A 16,501-nucleotide genomic window follows, 5' to 3' on the forward strand; every position below is an offset into this window, starting at 1 on the left:
TCAGATCTCCACGTCCTTGTCGTAGTAGACGTTGTCCTCACGCCACCCTCCGGCACCCTTTCCGATGCCGGAATAGTCGTTGACGAACTCGATCTGGTTGATCCACTTGGCCATTTTGAATCCGACTTGGGTTTCCACTCGCAGCCGCAACGGCGCGCCATGTTTGATCGGCAACGGCTTGCCGTTCATCTCATAGGCCAAGATGGTCTGCGGCTTGTACGCGAGTTCGAGGTCCATCACCTCGTAGAACTGGCCTCCGCCATGTGAACTGGGCTCGTCGCGGTCGTTGTCCTGCATGGTCATCGAGCAGATGTATTTCGCCCCCGGCAGCGGGCGCACCAGTTCGACCAGCGCACTGAGATGCAGGCCGCTCCATTGACCGATGCTGGTCCAACCCTGAACGCAGTTGTGCATCACCCGCTGCGTCTCCGGGCCGGCCAGCGCGCGCAGCCCCGCCAAATCCAAGGTGACCGGGTTCTCGACCAATCCACCGACCCGCAGCCGCCAGTCGGCGAAGTTGTGCACAGCCATCACCTTGTACTCGGCCGAGCACGGCGGTTTGCCGTTGACACGATGCTGCAAAGTGAGTTTTCGTTCCGGATAATTCTGCCGTGAGTTCAACGGCCGCAACAGAATAAGGCGCGCACGGGTCACCACTGCGCCCAGGACCCGCTGAACTGAGCGGGGGTTGCGCAGGCTCCACACCGTCGCCGCGACGTGGATGGCAACGATCGCCGCGATGATCAGCAACGACAGGGCGGTCGCCCAGTAGGTGTTGCGAATCGAACCGAAGATCATTGCGGCGGTGAGGTGGCCCCAGCCCCAGAAGAACACCATCGAGAGGTGGATGACGATGAATACCACAAAGGCAACCAGTCCGATGAAATGCAGGCTTCGGGCCCATTGCCGTCCGCCCCACATCTGCACGTACCACGGGAACCTGGCTTCGATCGCCGGGGATTGGGCTGCGCCGGTGAGGATTTGGAAGGGTGCCAAGCCGAAGATCACGCCCGCATACGCCAGCTTCTGCATGGCGTCCAGCGGTTCACCGGGCAGCAGTGGCGGCAGGTTGAACGACATGTAGGTGACGATGTCATCCCATGCGTCGGGGAAGATCGACCACGAAGCCGGCCAGTAGCGATGCCATTGCCCGGTCGCGAAAAGCAGGATGTAGTAGGACAGTCCGACCAGAATCCAGCCGATCACCGCGAAAAAATGCCAGTGCCGGCCGATGCCCAATTGCGCACGGCCGGGCAGTGAAATGAACGGGCTGTAGTCCTCTTCCTCATCGAGAGTGTCGAACAGCCGGTCCGTCGGCATCACCTTGCGGGTGAACCGCGCCCACTCGCTGCCGGGCCTGCTGTCGTCATGCCAGTACAACTTCGGGTGGGTCGCGAGGATCTCGATGCCGCTGCGAATGATCAACGTCACGAACAACACGTTGAGCCAATGGTCGACCCGCAGCCACAGCGGATAGTCGAACGTTGTCATCGCCTGGGCCCCATCAATCCGTCCACTGTTGTCGTTGTGGATATGCCACGTTGATGCCGAGCAAAACCGACATGTGTATGGCGGGGAAGGCCAATGCGAACGCGCCCGCGAACGTTGCGGGTGCGAAGTCCCATCGTCCGGTCACCGCCACCAGCCCGGGCAGACTGGCGGCTCGGCTGGCCAGATACACGCCGATGAAGACGACCGAGATCAGGTCACCGAACAACCAACCCAACTGGGGCACCCGAGGGTTGCGGCCCAGCCACATCGCCGCGGCCGCCAGCACGCAGCACGCGATCACCGCGCCGGTGTACACCACGAAGTACGTCGGCAGCGCCAGCTGGCTGGCCAACACGTACAGATGAGCTACGCAGATCCCGATCAGCAACGCTGCGCCCAGCATCGTCACGGTTCGAGGCAGATTGAAGGCGACATAGCCTTTCAGCCGCAGCCATTCATACAATTGGCTGCGCTTCAACCCCTGGGTCACCACACCCATGGCGGCAACCTACCCCCCGGCGGTTCGCCACAAACCGTGCGGCTGAGGCCAAACGGCGGGATCAGTGGCCCGCACCTGGCAGGGGGGCACTCAAAACAATTGCAGCACAGTCATTTTGCCGGTCTCGATGTCTTAACTGGTGATCGGAACGGACATCCTGTAAAAACGCTGTCAGAAGCCGTACAGAACGCTGAAACTCCAAGCGTAAGGACTCAGTCCGCGGGCGGCTGTTCCGGTGTCTGGGGGGTCTCGACGATCACGGTGGTCGCTTTGACGACGGCGACGGCCAGACTGCCGGGCTCGAGTTTCAGCTCCTGGGCCGCCTCGGTGCTCATCAGCGACACGATGGTGTGCGGCCCGCATTGCATCTCGACGCGTGTCATCACCTTGTCGCTGAGCACATCGGTGACCAGTCCGACGAAGCGGTTACGCGCGGAACTGCTGATGCCGAGCGGGTTCGGCGGTGGCGTTGGGGCATTGGTGCGCCAGAACTGCGCCAGAACATGCCCGGCGATCACCATCCGACCGGCCTGATCCTGGCTGGCCGGCAACGCACCGTTGTCGATCCACCGCCGGACGGTGTCGTCGCTGACCCCGAGCAACTCGGCCGCCTGGCGGATCCGCATCGATGACACGAGCAAATAGTAGCCGCGGGCCAGTTCCACTCGCACCAGCCGCGCCGGGCGGCGCGAGCGATCCGGGGCGACTCGGGGAATAATGGGCAGCAATGCTTTCTCAACGCCCGCGCGAGCGGGGGACCAGCGACCGGGCGGTGCCGTGACGATCACGACGCTCGGTCTCCCGTCGGTGCGCCGTGAGCCCGGCGGCGCCGCTCCGTCGGCCGGACCACTGATCGACAGTTACGGGCGGTCGGCGACCGACCTACGGGTGTCGCTGACCGATCGTTGCAATCTGCGGTGCACCTACTGCATGCCCGCCGCCGGTCTGCCGTGGCTGAGCGCAGACCAACTGCTACAGCCCAACGAGATTGTCCGGTTGGTGCGTATCGCGGTGACCCGCCTGGGTGTCACCAAACTCCGGTTCACCGGTGGAGAACCGTTGCTGGCCAAGGGTCTTGAGCACATCGTCGCCGCGGCGGCCGCCCTGCGGCCCCGCCCGGAGCTCACGCTGACCACCAACGGGGTTTTGTTGGCCGGACGTGCCGAGACGCTGGCGCGCGCCGGCTTGGACCGGGTCAACGTATCGCTGGACAGCGTGAACTCGGCGAATTTCGCGGCCATCACCCGTCGCGACCGGCTGGCCGACGTGCTGGCCGGCTTGGCCGCCGCATCCGCAGCCGGACTGCGGCCCGTGAAGGTGAATGCGGTACTGGATCCGGTGAGCGGCCTGGACGACACCGTGCCGCTGGTGCGGTTCTGCCTCGAACATGACTACCAGCTGCGCATCATCGAGCAGATGCCGCTCGACGCCGGGCGCGAATGGCAACGTCAGACCATGGTGACCGCCGACCAGGTGCTGGCAGAGCTGCGGCGCCACGGATTCGGGTTGACACCCGATGTGGCTCCGCGGGGTGCGGCGCCGGCCGCGCTATGGCAGATCACTGATTCCGCGACGGGCCGCACCGGGAAGGTGGGGATCGTCGCCTCGGTGTCTCAACCGTTCTGCGCGACGTGCAATCGCACCCGGCTGACCGCCGACGGCCAGCTGCGCAGCTGTCTGTTCGCCACCGAGGAAACCGACCTGCGGGCGTTGCTGCGCGACGGCACAGACGACGCCGGGATCGAGGCGGCTTGGCGAGTGGCGATGTGGGGCAAACCCGCAGGCCACGGGATCAACGCGGCCGATTTCGTCCAGCCGAAACGGCCGATGAGCGCGATCGGCGGCTGAGATGAACGCCGAGACAGCCCGCCTGATCGAGGTCGGTGTGCGGTATTTCGCGGCCGCCTGCGCCGCCGCGGGCTCCGATTCCGAGAAGCTGACCGTGCGCGGCGGCGTCACGGTCGGCGAGCTCGTCGACGAGCTGAGCAGCCGAGGCCCGGAACTGGCGCGCGTGCTGTTGCGGTGCTCGTTTCTATGCGACGGGGTTGCGGTGCACGACAAGGCTCAGCCCCTGCGGTCGGGCAACACGATCGACGTGTTGCCGCCGTTCGCCGGGGGATAGCCCGCGGGTCTGATCCGGGCGCTAGGCCGAGCCCACCCACTCGTCGCTTCCGTCGGCGAAGAATTGGTGCTTCCACACCGGCAGCCGCGCCTTGATGGCGTCCACCAGTTGCGCGCAGGTGTCGAATGCGGCCCGGCGATGGTCCGCGGCGACCGCCACGACCAGGGCCGCCTCGCCGATGTTCAGCAGGCCGATGCGGTGGCTGGCCGCAACCGCGCGCACTCCAGCCGATTTCGCGGCCACGTCGGCCACCACCTCGGCGATGACGTCGCCCGCCGACGGGTGCGCCGAATACTCCAGTTTGACCACGTGCCGCCCACCGTCGTGGTCGCGAATCGCGCCGACAAATCCCACGACGGCTCCCGCCGCTTGATGGCAGACCAGATCCTGGTGTTCGGCCAGCAGGATCGGTTGGTCGGTCACCGCGGCGCGCAGCACCCGGGTCATCGCCGAGCCACGACTGTCATGAGAACCAACTATATTGGCAACTTCAAGAGTTTCCGGGGCGAAGGCTCGGCTGGGCGGAGTTTGTCGATGATTGATAGCCAACGGTTTTCGGTCTGACGGCATGCGGTCGGTCGAAGAGCATCAGCGCGTCGTCACCGACTTGATCACGACCCGGCCCGCCGTGGCCGTCGAGTTGCGCGACGCCGAAGGCCTGGTGCTGGCCGAGGACGTGACCGCGGTGTTGTCGCTGCCGGTTTTCGACAATTCCGCGATGGACGGCTACGCCGTGCGCGCCCACGACGTGGCTTCGGCAACGGCTGAATGTCCAGTGAAATTGCCTGTCGCCGAAGATATTCCGGCTGGCCGCACCGACATCCCGGCACTGGGTCCCGGGACTGCGCATCGCATCATGACCGGCGCACCGATGCCCGCCGGTGCCACCGCAATCGTGCCCGTCGAGGCCACCGATGGCCGCACCGACGTCGTGACGATAACCGCACCCAGCGCAACGGGTAGGTACATCCGTCGCGCGGGCGAGGACGTCGCGGCGGGCAGCACGGTGTTGCGGTCCGGACAAGTGGTGACCCCGGCGGCGGTCGGATTAGCCGCCGCTCTCGGCCGGCCCGCGCTGACAGTGATCCCGCGCCAGCGCATCTTGGTGATATCCACCGGATCCGAACTCGTGCAGCCCGGTGCGGCGCTGCGCCAGGGCCAAATCTACGAGTCGAACTCGTTCATGCTGGCCGCCGCGATCCGTGCGGCCGGCGCCGACGTGGTCGCGGCGGTGACCGCCACTGACGACGTTGCTGAGTTCACGGCGGTGCTCGACCGGTACGCGGCCGAGTCGGACCTGATCGTCACCAGCGGCGGCGTCAGCGCGGGCGCCTACGAGGTGGTGAAGGACGCCTTCGGGCGAAACGGAGATCAGGGCGTGGAGTTCGTCAAAGTGGCGATGCAGCCCGGCATGCCGCAAGGCACCGGCCGAGTCGGCGGCACCCCCATCGTGACGGTGCCCGGAAATCCGGTCAGCGCACTGGTGTCCTTCGAGGTCTTCATCCGTCCGGCGCTGCGCTCCGCGATGGGACTGCCTGCCCCGCATCGCCCACTGCGATCCGCAGTGCTGACCGAGACGCTGACCGCACCGGCCGGAAAGCGCCAGTTCCGGCGTGGGGTATTCGACGCCACCGCCGGCACGGTGGCCACTCACGGTCCGGCCGGCTCACATCATCTGCGGTGGCTGGCCTCGGCGAACTGCCTGATCGACATTCCGGCCGACGCGACGCAGCTCCCGGCCGGTGCCCAGGTGCAGGTCTGGGACTTCGACTGACCCGACAAAACTGCCAGAATGGGGTGGTGTCTGACGCCGCGCCCTCGCCGCCTAAAGGTCCGCTCTCACACATCGATACCGGAGGAGCGGCTCACATGGTGGACGTCACCGAAAAGACCGCCACCAAACGCACCGCGATCGCCGCGGGCTCGCTGCGTACTTCCGCACAGGTGCTGGAGCTGATCTCGGCGGGTGGTCTGCCCAAGGGCGACGCGCTGGCGACCGCGCGGGTTGCGGGCATTCTGGCTGCCAAGCGCACCAGCGAGCTGATTCCGCTGTGTCATCAGTTGGCGCTCACCGCGGTCGACGTCGATTTCACCATCGGTGCGAGCGACGTCGACATCACCGCGACGGTGCACAGCACCGATCGCACCGGCGTGGAGATGGAGGCGCTGACGGCGGTGAGCGTGGCGGCGTTGACGCTGTACGACATGGTCAAGGCGGTGGACCCGGCGGCGCGGATCGATGACGTTCGGGTGCTGCGCAAGGATGGCGGCCGGCACGGACGGTGGACGCGCTGATGACGGCCCGATCCGCGGCCGTGGTCATCGCCTCGACTCGTGCGGCGGCCGGTGTCTACCACGATCGGTGCGGGCCGCTGATCGCCGAATGGCTTGCGCAGCACGGGTTCTCGTCGGTGCGGACGGCGGTCGTCGCGGACGGCGAGTTGGTCGGCAAGGCGCTGAGCGACGCGCTCGCCGACGGTGTCGACGTGGTCATCACCTCGGGAGGCACCGGTATCTCGCCGACCGACGACACTCCGGCCCAGACCAAGGCCGTGCTCGACTTCGAGATTCCCGGGCTCGCTGATGAGATCCGGCGTTCCGGCTTACCGAAAGTGCCGACGTCGGTGCTGTCACGGGGTGTGTGCGGGGTGGCCGGTCGGACCCTGGTGGTCAACCTGCCCGGTTCACCGGGCGGGGTGCGCGACGGGCTCGGCGTGCTCGCCGGCGTGCTCGATCACGCGCTGGACCAAATCGCCGGGAAAGATCACTCGTAACGGCCTCGGCGTGCCTGGATCAGTCGCAGTGCCCACCAGATCACAAGCGCCCCGACAAGAGCGACGGCGAGGTTGGTCAGGAAGCCGGTGACGCCGACCGCGATTGCCAGCGCCCAATGCCAGCGTCCGCGTAGATCTTTCAGCAAGGTGATGTGCAGCAGGCCCGCGACCGTCAACAGGCCCGCCAGGATCGGCACCGGGAAACCCGACAGCGCCGCGGTCAGGGTCGCGCCCACCGCAAGCGCAAGCACAATCAGCGTGCTGCCCAGCATGATCGGGGCGCCGCCGCTGCGGGCACCGAAAGCGCGGTGCGCTGTCATGCCTCCGGCGCCGTGGCACACCGGCATGCCGCTGATCGAGCCGGCGAACAGATTGGCCAGACCGATTGTGGTTGCCAACCGTCCCGGCCGCACCCGCCGGGCGGCGTCGCCGAAGTAGCTGCGGGCGGTGTCCGCGGTGGCCAAGCACGAGTTGGCGAACGACAACGGCACCTGTGGCAGCACCAAGGCAACGGCGGCCGCGGCGAACGCGGCCCGGCTCAGGTGCGGTGTGTGCACCGCCGATGGGCCGAAAGTCAATGAGCCGTGGAAGCTCAACACCATCGCCACCACGGCAATCGCGATGAAGACCAAGGTGATCTGGCGGCGTCGCAGCAACAGCGCAACAGCGATGACCACCACGGTGGCGGACCCCAGCCACCAGATGGAGTGCCGATCGTCGGTGAACGCCTTCGGTGTGGTGGACACCAGCCGCCAGGCCAGCTGACAGAACAACAGCCCGACCGAGAGTTGAATCCCCCGAATGATCGGATGGGGGAACACTTTTGCGACCCAATCCAACACACCCGACGCGCCCAGTACCAGAAAAAGCATGCCCATCAGCAGTGCGCCCGCCGCGATGTCGTCGGCGCCGAAACCATGCGCGATCGCGATCGCCCCGAATGCCTTCAACGGTTGCACCGGCACCGGCAGTCGATAGATCACGCCGGCCACCACGTACAGCAGACCGGCCGGCAACAACACCGCGGTCGGCGTCAGTCCGTTCTTCACGATCAGCGCCACCGCGATCGGGACCAACACGCCCAGATCGCCTACCGCTCCTGCTAATTCCGCCCGATCGAACCGCATCGGACTCGACTCGATCTGCGATGGCGTCGTGCCGACCATGCCAGCACTCTAATGCCGCGCGCCACCTCGGCCAGCCTTCGATCATCAACGCCCGCTCACGAGGCCTCCAGCCCACGCGTGAGGCTGATTTCACGGTCGCGACATCGTGGGACGCCGGGCGGCAACATCGCATCTTTACGTTCGCGTCGGAAGTGTCTGAATCTCAAGGGAGCACGCGGTGGCGCGATCGCACACGATCACAGGATGGGACCCGGAGGACCGGGCCGCATGGCAAGCGGGCGGAAAAGCCGTCGCGCGGCGCAATTTGGCGTGGTCGGTCGCCGCGGAGCATGTGGGTTTTTCGGTGTGGTCGCTGTGGTCGGTGATGGTGCTGTTCATGCCGCAGTCGGTGTACGGGCTGACGGCCGGTGACAAGTTTCTGATCGCCGCCACCGCGACGTTGGTCGGCTCGGCCCTGCGGTTGCCCTACACGATGGGTACCGCGCGGTTCGGCGGCCGAAACTGGACCGTGTTCTCGGCGTGTGTGCTCGTGGTGCCGGTTTTTGCGACGATCGTCGTGCTCGCCGAACCCGGTCGGCCGTTGTGGTTCTACCTGGTCTGCGCGGCACTGTGCGGCCTCGGCGGCGGCAACTTCGCGTCGTCGATGACCAACATCAACACGTTCTTCCCGCAGCGTCTCAAGGGCGTGGCCCTGGGCCTCAACGCAGGCGGCGGGAACATCGGCGTGCCGGCCGTACAGCTGGTCGGCTTGTTCGTCATCGCCATCGCGGGCAATCGCCAGCCGTATTGGGTGTGCGCGTTCTATCTCGTGATGTTGGTCGTCGCCGCGGTCGGGGCGGCCCGGTACATGGACAACCTCGACGTGGTGTCTGTCGACCTCGGTGCGATGCGTGCTGCGCTGCGCAGTCGCCACACCTGGTTGGTCAGCCTGCTCTACATCGGTACCTTCGGTTCATTCATCGGCTTCTCGTTTGCTTTCGGCCAGGTGCTGCAAATATCGTTCGCCGCGAGCGGGCAGAGCGCGGCCCAGGCATCGCTGCATGCCGCTGAAATCGCTTTCATCGGGCCGCTGCTCGGTTCTGTCGCAAGGATTTACGGCGGCCGCATCGCCGACCGCGTCGGCGGCGGCACGGTGACGTTGTGGGCGTTCGTCGGCATGATCGGCGCCGACGGGATCCTGGCAATCACCGCGACCCTCGCGGGCCGTCGAACCACTACGGCCACCATGGTCGCGTACGTGATCGGGTTCGTGGTTCTGTTCCTGCTCAGCGGCATCGGCAATGGCGCGGTGTACAAGATGATTCCGTCGATCTTTCACGCGGCGTCGCGCTCCCTGGAGGCCGACGAGGAGACCCGGGCCGACTACTCCCGGTCGATGTCGGGTGCGGTCATCGGTATTACCGGCGCGATCGGTGGCCTTGGCGGTGTGGCGATCAATCTGGCGCTGCGCAGCAGTTACCTCGTCGACGGCACCGCGACCATCGCATTTTGGGACTTCGCGGTGTTCTATGCGCTGGCCGTGCTGGTCACTATGCGTTTCTACGTGCGGCTTCCGTCCGGCGGCCTCGCCGATCGGCCCGTGTTGGTTACCGCCCGCTGACGCCGGCTCGCCACTTTCTACGGCGCGAGCCTGATATGTCCGGGCGGCGCGGGCTGATTCGGCGTCGGGCTCGCCGGAGCGTTGCCGCCGTCTCCAGGCTCAGGAGAAGCAGCGGGAGGCCCACCCTGGGACGGTGGCCCGGCTTCCGGTGGAGGCGCCTCTTGTGACGGCGGTGCCTGTTGTGGCACGGGCTGCACACGTCGCGGTGGCGGCGGCGGCTGTTGAGGCTGAACCTCTTGTGGTACTGGCGGTGGTTGCGGTGGAACCGGCAAGGGCATTGTCGGCGGGATTTCTCCGGCGGGAATCGCGTCGGTGAGCGAGGCCAGCACTACGACATGCGACCGGACATGCCGATCGGGGCTGTCCGTCACGATGCCGCGCGAGCCAGGCCCGACATACGCCGCTATCGAAGCGATCTTGCCTGCGTCGTAGGGACAATAGGCCTGTACTGACGCGATGATGAATTGGTTGATGGTTCTGGTAACCCGGTCAGGGGGATTCAGGCGGGTGAGCGGATTTTCGTTGTAACCGTTGTTCCTGATCAACTCCACCAAGTCGCCCACCGGCATGCCGCCATCGAGTTTGGAACATGCTTTGTGCGCTGTCTCGATGAGGCTGTTCGCGTTGTCGACGGGGGGAACATCCTTCTCGCCGAGGAGTTCGAAGAACGTCTGGTCCTGGCTCGGGTCGGCTGCTGCGGTGTCGCCGGGCAGCACTGCCGGCGCGCTGAGCAGGGCGACGGCGGCCACCGCGGCGGGGAGGTGGCCGATGATTCCGGAAAACATGGCCGGGTTTCCGTTCTGCCAAAAACGTCACCTGACGAGCTGAGAATTCCAGTCTAGGCCGCGCGCCGATCGGCGCCCAACTGCTGCAATCGGCCGTCGCCGCAATGACGTTCACCGCGCAGCCGGCTGGGCGGCAAGGGTAAGGGTCCGCCGAGCGTGCCATCCGCGGCATAAACCAGGCCGCTCATTCGCGGACGAGGCACGCTCGGCGAAGCTTGAAGTGGCGCTCAGACAACCGCCTTGACGTCTTCCGACGCGATCTCGCCGGCAAACGGCGCGATGACCCGCAGGATCTCGGTGATCGTCTCCGGGTGCAGCCCGGCCGCGCACAGCGAGTCCGCCAGGTGCGCGGCGACCATCGTGAAGTGATGCATGGTGATGCCGCGGCCTTGATGTGCCTGGCGTATCGACAGGCCGCCATAGGGTCCGGGTCCACCGAGCACAGCGCTGAGGAATTCGACCTGTCTGGCTTTCACGCACTCCATCGTCGAGGCCGCGTAGAAGCCGGCCAGGTGGTCGTCGGCAAGAACCCGGCAGTAGAAGTCCTCGACGACGACTTCGAGGGCGTCGTGACCGCCGATCTTCTCGTACAGTGAGGCCGTCCCGCGTCTGCGGAATCGGGTGAGTCTTGCCATGCAGATAGCTCACCATTGCAGGATTGCCTGGTCGTAAGCGCGCCATCACCGCGCGATTACCCGGCGTAACAACCGGATTGCCGCAGAACCGCGGAGAACTTGACGGCGGTGTAGCAGACTCGGTGGGGAATCCAGCGAATCACCACCGGGAGCGTGGAAGCTATGAATCTGGGTGATCTGACCGGTTTCGTCGAGAAGCCGTTCGCCGCCATGTCCAACCTCGTCAACACCCCGAACTCGGCCGGCCGATACCGGCCCTTCTACCTGCGTAATCTTCTCGACGCGGTGCAGGGCCGGACATTGCGCGACGCCGTCGAGGGCACGATCACCCTCATCACCGGGGGCTCGTCGGGTATCGGGGAAGCGGCGGCCAGGAAGATCGCCGACGCGGGTGGCGAGGTGGTCCTGGTCGCGCGGACCCGGGAAAACCTGGAAAAAGTCGCCGACGGAATCCGCAGCAGCGGCGGGACCGCATATGTCTACCCGTGCGATCTGACCGATATGGACGCGATCGCCGAGATGGCCGACAAGGTGCTCGAAGATCTCGGCGGCGTCGACATGCTGATCAACAACGCCGGACGATCGATACGTCGCTCGCTGGCGCTGTCCTATGACCGCATCCACGACTATCAGCGCACCATGCAGCTGAATTACCTCGGTGCGGTACAGCTGATCCTCAAGTTCATCCCGGGCATGCGGGAACGTGGTTTCGGCCAGATCATCAACGTGTCCTCGGTCGGCGTGCAGACCCGGGCGCCGCGGTTCGGCGCCTACATCGCGAGCAAGGCGGCGCTGGACAGCCTGTGCGACGCGCTGCAGGCCGAGGTGGTCAGCGACGACATCAAGTTCACAACCGTGCACATGGCGCTGGTGCGAACGCCGATGATCAGCCCCACCACGATGTACGACAAGTTCCCGGCGCTGACACCAGAGCAAGCCGCCGGCGTGATCACCGACGCGATCGTGCACCGGCCCCGTCGGGCCAGCTCGCCCTTCGGGCAGTTCGCCGCCGTCGCCGACGCCGTCAACCCCGCGGTGATGGACCGGGTGCGCAACCGCGCCTTCAGCATGTTCGGCGACTCTTCGGCGGCTAAGGGAGACCAATCCGACAGCAGCACAACAGAATTCGATGATCGAAGCGAGACGTTCGTTCGAGCGACCCGCGGAATCCACTGGTGAGGTGATCATGAGTCTTCCGAAACCGACCAACCAAGCACCCGTCGTCATCACCGGTGCCTCCTCGGGCATCGGCACCGAGCTGGCGCGCGGCCTGGCCCGGCGCGGACACCCGTTGGTGCTGGTCGCCCGCCGTCAGGAACGCCTGGACGAGCTCGCCGACGAGGTGCGCACGCAATACTCGGTTGGCACCGATGTCTTTCCGCTCGACCTCGCTGACGCCGGATCTCGCCGGAAGCTGGCCGAGCGGTTGCGCACCGAGCCGATCGCCGGTTTGTGTAACAGCGCCGGCTTCGGCACCAGCGGGGTGTTCCAGACGCTGCCGGTCGAACGGGAAAGCGAGGAGGTCGTCCTCAACTCGCTGACGCTGATGGAACTGACCCATGCCGCGCTGCCGGGCATGGTCGAACGGGGCGCCGGAGCGGTGCTCAACATCGCCTCGATCGCGGGGTTTCAGCCGATGCCCTATATGGCCGTGTATTCGGCGACCAAGGCTTTTGTGCAGACCTTCTCCGAAGCGGTGCACGAGGAACTACACGGAACGGGCGTCTCGGTGACGGTGCTGTGCCCGGGCCCGGTGCCGACGGAGTGGGGCGAGATCGCCAGCGCCGAGCGGTTCAGCATCCCCCTTGCACAGGTGTCGCCGCACGACGTCGCCGAAGAGGCGATCGGCGGGATGCTGGCCGGTAAGCGCAGTGTGGTGCCCGGAATCGTGCCCAAGGCCGTGAGTATCGGCGGCCGTTATGTGCCGCGCAGCCTGCTGCTGCCCGGCATGCGGATCGGCAACCGCTTCCGCGGCGGACCACGTCGCTGATGGCCGCTGTCGATGTGACAGCTGACGTGCCGATGAGCCCGCAGGACATGTGGAATCACGTGTCCGACCTGTCCGAATTGGGCGAGTGGCTGGTGATGCACGAGGCATGGCGCAGCGAGCTGCCCGAGGGGCTCAGCGAAGGAACCCAAGTCGTGGGCGTCGCGCGCGCCAAGGGGCTTCGCAATCGGGTCACGTGGACGGTCACTACCTGGGATCCGCCGCACCGGGTCGCGTTGTCGGGATCGGGCAAGGGCGGGGCCAAATACATCGTCACGCTCAGCGTTTCGCCCACGAAAACGGGCTCGAACCTGGGCGTGCGGCTCGAGCTGGGCGGTCGTGCGTTGTTCGGCCCGGTGGGCGCGGCGGCGGCCCGCGCCGTCAAAGGAGACGTCGAGAAATCGCTGAAGCAGTTCGTCCAGCTCTACGGATAGCGGCCCGGCCGCCGACGCCGCGGCGATCGCAAGGGCGGCGCGCTGTGTCCGAAGTTCCTAAAGATCGGGCGAACGGCGGTAGCCTGGCCGGATGTTGCGGGGGGCTCGTCGAGCCACTATGTCCGAACCCAGGGCCAGGGGTCTTTTCGGCTGGATCGGCGTGGTTGTGCGGCGGTGGCCGTGGGTTGTCATCGGGTTCTGGATCGCGCTTGCCGCCGTTCTGTCGGTGACGATTCCACCGCTGACCGAGATGGCCAGCAAGCGGCCGGTCCCTATCCTGCCGTCCGACGCTCCGGTGTTGATCACGACAAGACAGATCTCCGAGGCTTTTCATCAATCGGGGTCCGAGAATGAAAACGTCCTGTTGGTCGTCCTGACCGACGAGAAAGGACTGAACCCCTCCGATCTGACCACCTACCACACACTGGTCGACAACCTGCGGCCGGACACTCGCGACATCGTCATGCTGCAGGATTTCATCACAACGCCGGTCCTGCGCGACGCGATGACCAGCAAGGATCACAAAGCCTGGTTTCTGCCCATGGTGCTCGCCGGCGGAGTGGGGACACCCGAGCTGCATGCGGGGTTCGGCCGGGTCGCCGACATCGTCAAAGAATCCGTCGCCGGGACCACGCTGACGGCGAACCTGACCGGGCCGGCGGCCAGCGGGGACGACCTGATGTACGTCGGTATTCGCGATATGCATGTGATCGAGATCGCCGTGGTGCTGATGGTCCTGATCATCCTGTTGGTTATTTATCGCAATCCGCTCACCATGATGTTGCCGTTGATCACGATCGGCGTCTCGGTAGGGGTTGCGCAGTCCATCGTGGCGGGCATCGCCGAACTCGGTTTGGGCGTTTCCAGCCAGACGATCACGTTGATGACAACGATGATGGCGGGCGCCGGAATCGATTACGCCGTGTTTCTCATCAGCCGTTACCACGATTATTTGCGGCTCGGGATGGATTCGGATCAAGCCGTCGTCAGGGCGTTGACGTCGATCGGCAAAGTGATCGCCGGGTCCGCGGCCACGGTGTCGATCACCTTTCTCGGGATGGTCTTCACTCACTTGGGCGCCTTCCGAAACGTCGGTCCGGCGTTGGCCTGTTCAATTGCGGTGGCATTGCTGGCCGCGGTGACGTTCCTCCCGGCCCTGATGGTCCTCGCCGGAAGGCGAGGTTGGATCAAGCCCCGCCGCGAGCTCACCACCCGCTTCTGGCGGCGCTCGGGAATACGCATTGTGCGCCGACCCGCGGCTCATCTGATCGGCAGTCTCACCGTGTTGATCATTCTGGCCGGCTGCGCGATGTTCGCCCGCTTCAACTACGACGACAGCAAAACACTCCCGCAGTCCGTCGAGAGCAGCGTCGGATATGCGACGCTGGCCCGGCATTTTCCGTTGAACGCCACCATTCCCGAGTATCTCGTCGTGCACTCACCACAAGACTTGCGTAAACCTGCGACCCTTGTTGACCTGAAGCAGATGGAACAGCGGGTGGGCCAACTGCCCGATATCGCGGCGATCCGCGGTGCCCCGCCGCCCACCGAAAAATCAACCGACCAAAATTCTGCCGATGGTGGTGCAGCTAACGGTTCCACGGTGCGGAGAGAACCCGTCACCGAACAAGAAGGCGGGGGAGTCGAAGGTTTCCCCAACGTGGCCAACTTGCTGTATTCGGTCGCAACTACCGGAAATGCGGCCCCCGATCTTGGCCTGCCAACCGCCCCGACCGAAGAAGGCGACGAGACGGCGATGTTCGTCAGCACCGTGCATGGGCTCGGCTTCGCCATGTCGGTCGACGTGGCAGAGATCGCCAACACCGTCAACGCCGCGCCGGTGACGGTGCTGGACGTGGTTGCTACCTCGGCGCGCGACGGTGGAGCGCTCAAGAAGATGTCTGACTTCGCTGAACAGCTGGAGACCATGCCGGATGCGGACAGCATCGAGTCGGCATCGCGAAATGTGCGTCAAATACTGGACAACGCCAGCAACGACCTACGCACACTGGGCAGCGGCGACAAGGAGACCACCAAAGCCGCGCAGCACGATGCGCACACTTACGCCGACGCGATCACGCAGATGATCGACGGCGTCAAAGATCTGATCAAGCAAACCGAACACACCGGGGGAGGACTGAACAGTGCGTTGACGTCCTTCATCTCGCCCGATGGACACACGGCGCGGTACTTGGTGCAAACCAAGCTGAACCCCTTCGGCACCGAGGCGATGAATCAGATTCACAGCATCGTCGATGCCGCTCGGGGACCGCACCCGAACGCCCTGCTGAAGCAAGCCTCGATATCGGCGTCGGGAGTCACCGCGATGCTGCGGGACACCCGGGCCTATTACGGTCAGGACATCAACCTCATCATCGTCATGACCATTCTGATCGTGTTCCTGATTCTGGTCGCGATTCTGCGTGCCGTTGTCGCACCGCTGTACCTCATCGCCTCAGTGGTGATCTCCTACCTATCGGCACTCGGCGTGGGCGTCATCGTCTTTCAATTCATCTTCGGCCAGGAATTGACGTGGAGCATCCCGGGGCTGACTTTCATCGTGTTGGTCGCGATGGGTGCGGATTACAATTTGCTGCTCATCTCGAGGCTTCGGGAGGAGTCGCCGCACGGGTTGCGCTCCGGGGTTATCCGCACGGTGGGTTCGACAGGTGGTGTGATCACCGCGGCCGGTGTCATCTTCGCCGCCTCGATGTTCGGCATGTTGTTCGCCAGCATCAGCACCTTGGTGCAGGCGGGTTTCATCATCGGGACCGGGCTGCTGCTGGATACCTTCCTGGTGCGCACCATCACCGTGCCGGCCATCGCCGTGCTGGTGGGGGACGCGAACTGGTGGCCTTCGCGATTACCGCCGCCTGCGCCGCGCGAACGACCAGAGCGGTTATCCCCGCACGAGCCCCCACCAACGTCCGAAGCGGCGGAGGACGCCACGGCCGGTGTGGACCCGGGCCGGCACGCCAGCCGGGTCGACGTCGCTGAAGGCGCCGATCCCGACACGGTCGCGCTTCGCTCGTGAGTCGACAGGACCG

At 65.4% G+C, this 16,501-nt stretch carries 17 protein-coding genes; 10 read left to right on the forward strand and 7 right to left on the reverse strand.

Features of this window, described 5'->3' with window-relative positions:
- The 3 genes from VGG53_RS20415 to VGG53_RS20425 form a co-directional block, all read right to left on the reverse strand.
- Entirely contained in the window at positions 1-1,491 is a 1,491-nt protein-coding gene (locus tag VGG53_RS20415; protein WP_331519912.1) for a molybdopterin-dependent oxidoreductase, read from the reverse strand.
- Positions 1,492-1,504: 13 nt separating this feature from the next.
- Complete coding sequence (locus VGG53_RS20420; protein ID WP_331519913.1) at positions 1,505-1,990, reverse strand: oxidoreductase; 486 nt, start codon at positions 1,988-1,990, stop codon at positions 1,505-1,507.
- Between the two features lie 212 nt (positions 1,991-2,202).
- Positions 2,203-2,625, reverse strand: coding sequence for a TOBE domain-containing protein (locus tag VGG53_RS20425; RefSeq protein ID WP_331519914.1), 423 nt, complete (start codon positions 2,623-2,625; stop codon positions 2,203-2,205).
- Positions 2,626-2,767: 142 nt separating this feature from the next.
- Between VGG53_RS20425 and moaA the strand changes: the two genes are divergently transcribed.
- Together moaA and VGG53_RS20435 are read left to right on the forward strand one after the other, a co-directional pair.
- A complete protein-coding gene (gene moaA / locus VGG53_RS20430) occupies positions 2,768-3,838 on the forward strand; it encodes a GTP 3',8-cyclase MoaA (protein ID WP_331519915.1) in 1,071 nt (356 codons plus the stop codon).
- 1 nt (position 3,839) lies between these two features.
- Positions 3,840-4,112 carry a MoaD/ThiS family protein gene (locus VGG53_RS20435; RefSeq protein ID WP_331519916.1) on the forward strand — a complete coding sequence of 91 codons (273 nt, stop codon included), beginning with the start codon at positions 3,840-3,842 and terminating at the stop codon, positions 4,110-4,112.
- A 21-nt stretch (positions 4,113-4,133) separates the two neighbouring features.
- On the opposite strand, the gene VGG53_RS20440 is transcribed toward VGG53_RS20435, so the two are convergent.
- Positions 4,134-4,559, reverse strand: a complete 426-nt coding sequence (locus VGG53_RS20440) for a molybdenum cofactor biosynthesis protein MoaE (protein ID WP_331519917.1) — start codon at positions 4,557-4,559, stop codon at positions 4,134-4,136.
- A 121-nt stretch (positions 4,560-4,680) separates the two neighbouring features.
- Here VGG53_RS20440 and glp point away from each other — a divergent pair, with 121 nt between their 5' ends.
- From glp to VGG53_RS20455, 3 genes are read left to right on the forward strand one after another with little or no spacing between them, the layout of a single operon-like run.
- Positions 4,681-5,886 carry a gephyrin-like molybdotransferase Glp gene (glp, locus tag VGG53_RS20445; RefSeq protein ID WP_331519918.1) on the forward strand — a complete coding sequence of 402 codons (1,206 nt, stop codon included), beginning with the start codon at positions 4,681-4,683 and terminating at the stop codon, positions 5,884-5,886.
- Positions 5,887-5,909: 23 nt separating this feature from the next.
- Entirely contained in the window at positions 5,910-6,407 is a 498-nt protein-coding gene (moaC, locus tag VGG53_RS20450; RefSeq protein WP_331519919.1) for a cyclic pyranopterin monophosphate synthase MoaC, read from the forward strand.
- Positions 6,407-6,886, forward strand: coding sequence for a MogA/MoaB family molybdenum cofactor biosynthesis protein (locus VGG53_RS20455; protein WP_331519920.1), 480 nt, complete (start codon positions 6,407-6,409; stop codon positions 6,884-6,886). The genes moaC and VGG53_RS20455 overlap by 1 nt, the downstream gene beginning before the upstream one ends.
- On the opposite strand, the gene VGG53_RS20460 is transcribed toward VGG53_RS20455, so the two are convergent.
- The gene (locus VGG53_RS20460; protein WP_331519921.1) at positions 6,877-8,052 is read right to left on the reverse strand and encodes a putative sulfate/molybdate transporter; all 1,176 of its coding nucleotides are present in this window, start codon (positions 8,050-8,052) and stop codon (positions 6,877-6,879) included. The two genes, VGG53_RS20455 and VGG53_RS20460, sit on opposite strands and share 10 nt — an antisense overlap.
- Positions 8,053-8,230: 178 nt before the next feature.
- Here VGG53_RS20460 and VGG53_RS20465 point away from each other — a divergent pair, with 178 nt between their 5' ends.
- Entirely contained in the window at positions 8,231-9,613 is a 1,383-nt protein-coding gene (locus tag VGG53_RS20465) for a nitrate/nitrite transporter (RefSeq protein ID WP_331519922.1), read from the forward strand.
- A 17-nt stretch (positions 9,614-9,630) separates the two neighbouring features.
- Here the strand turns inward: VGG53_RS20465 and VGG53_RS20470 are convergent, their stop codons facing one another.
- Together VGG53_RS20470 and VGG53_RS20475 are read right to left on the reverse strand one after the other, a co-directional pair.
- Positions 9,631-10,398, reverse strand: a complete 768-nt coding sequence (locus VGG53_RS20470; RefSeq protein ID WP_331519923.1) for a DUF732 domain-containing protein — start codon at positions 10,396-10,398, stop codon at positions 9,631-9,633.
- A 227-nt stretch (positions 10,399-10,625) separates the two neighbouring features.
- Positions 10,626-11,033: a group 1 truncated hemoglobin gene (locus VGG53_RS20475; protein ID WP_331519924.1), complete on the reverse strand. Its 408-nt coding sequence runs from the start codon at positions 11,031-11,033 to the stop codon at positions 10,626-10,628.
- Between the two features lie 162 nt (positions 11,034-11,195).
- Between VGG53_RS20475 and VGG53_RS20480 the strand changes: the two genes are divergently transcribed.
- The 4 genes from VGG53_RS20480 to VGG53_RS20495 all read left to right on the forward strand — a co-directional run bounded on the left by VGG53_RS20480 (position 11,196) and on the right by VGG53_RS20495 (position 16,488).
- On the forward strand, positions 11,196-12,212 hold the full coding sequence (locus VGG53_RS20480) for an SDR family NAD(P)-dependent oxidoreductase (RefSeq protein ID WP_331519925.1): 1,017 nt from the start codon (positions 11,196-11,198) through the stop codon (positions 12,210-12,212).
- A 7-nt stretch (positions 12,213-12,219) separates the two neighbouring features.
- Complete coding sequence (locus VGG53_RS20485) at positions 12,220-13,023, forward strand: SDR family oxidoreductase (protein ID WP_331519926.1); 804 nt, start codon at positions 12,220-12,222, stop codon at positions 13,021-13,023.
- Positions 13,023-13,454 (forward strand): type II toxin-antitoxin system Rv0910 family toxin, encoded by a 432-nt coding sequence (locus tag VGG53_RS20490; protein WP_331519927.1) that lies wholly within the window; start codon positions 13,023-13,025, stop codon positions 13,452-13,454. The genes VGG53_RS20485 and VGG53_RS20490 overlap by 1 nt, the downstream gene beginning before the upstream one ends.
- Before the next feature lie 118 nt (positions 13,455-13,572).
- Positions 13,573-16,488: an RND family transporter gene (locus VGG53_RS20495; protein WP_331519928.1), complete on the forward strand. Its 2,916-nt coding sequence runs from the start codon at positions 13,573-13,575 to the stop codon at positions 16,486-16,488.
- Positions 16,489-16,501: the final 13 nt, after the last annotated feature.

The organism is Mycobacterium sp., assembly GCF_036490025.1.
Lineage (GTDB): Bacteria > Actinomycetota > Actinomycetes > Mycobacteriales > Mycobacteriaceae > Mycobacterium.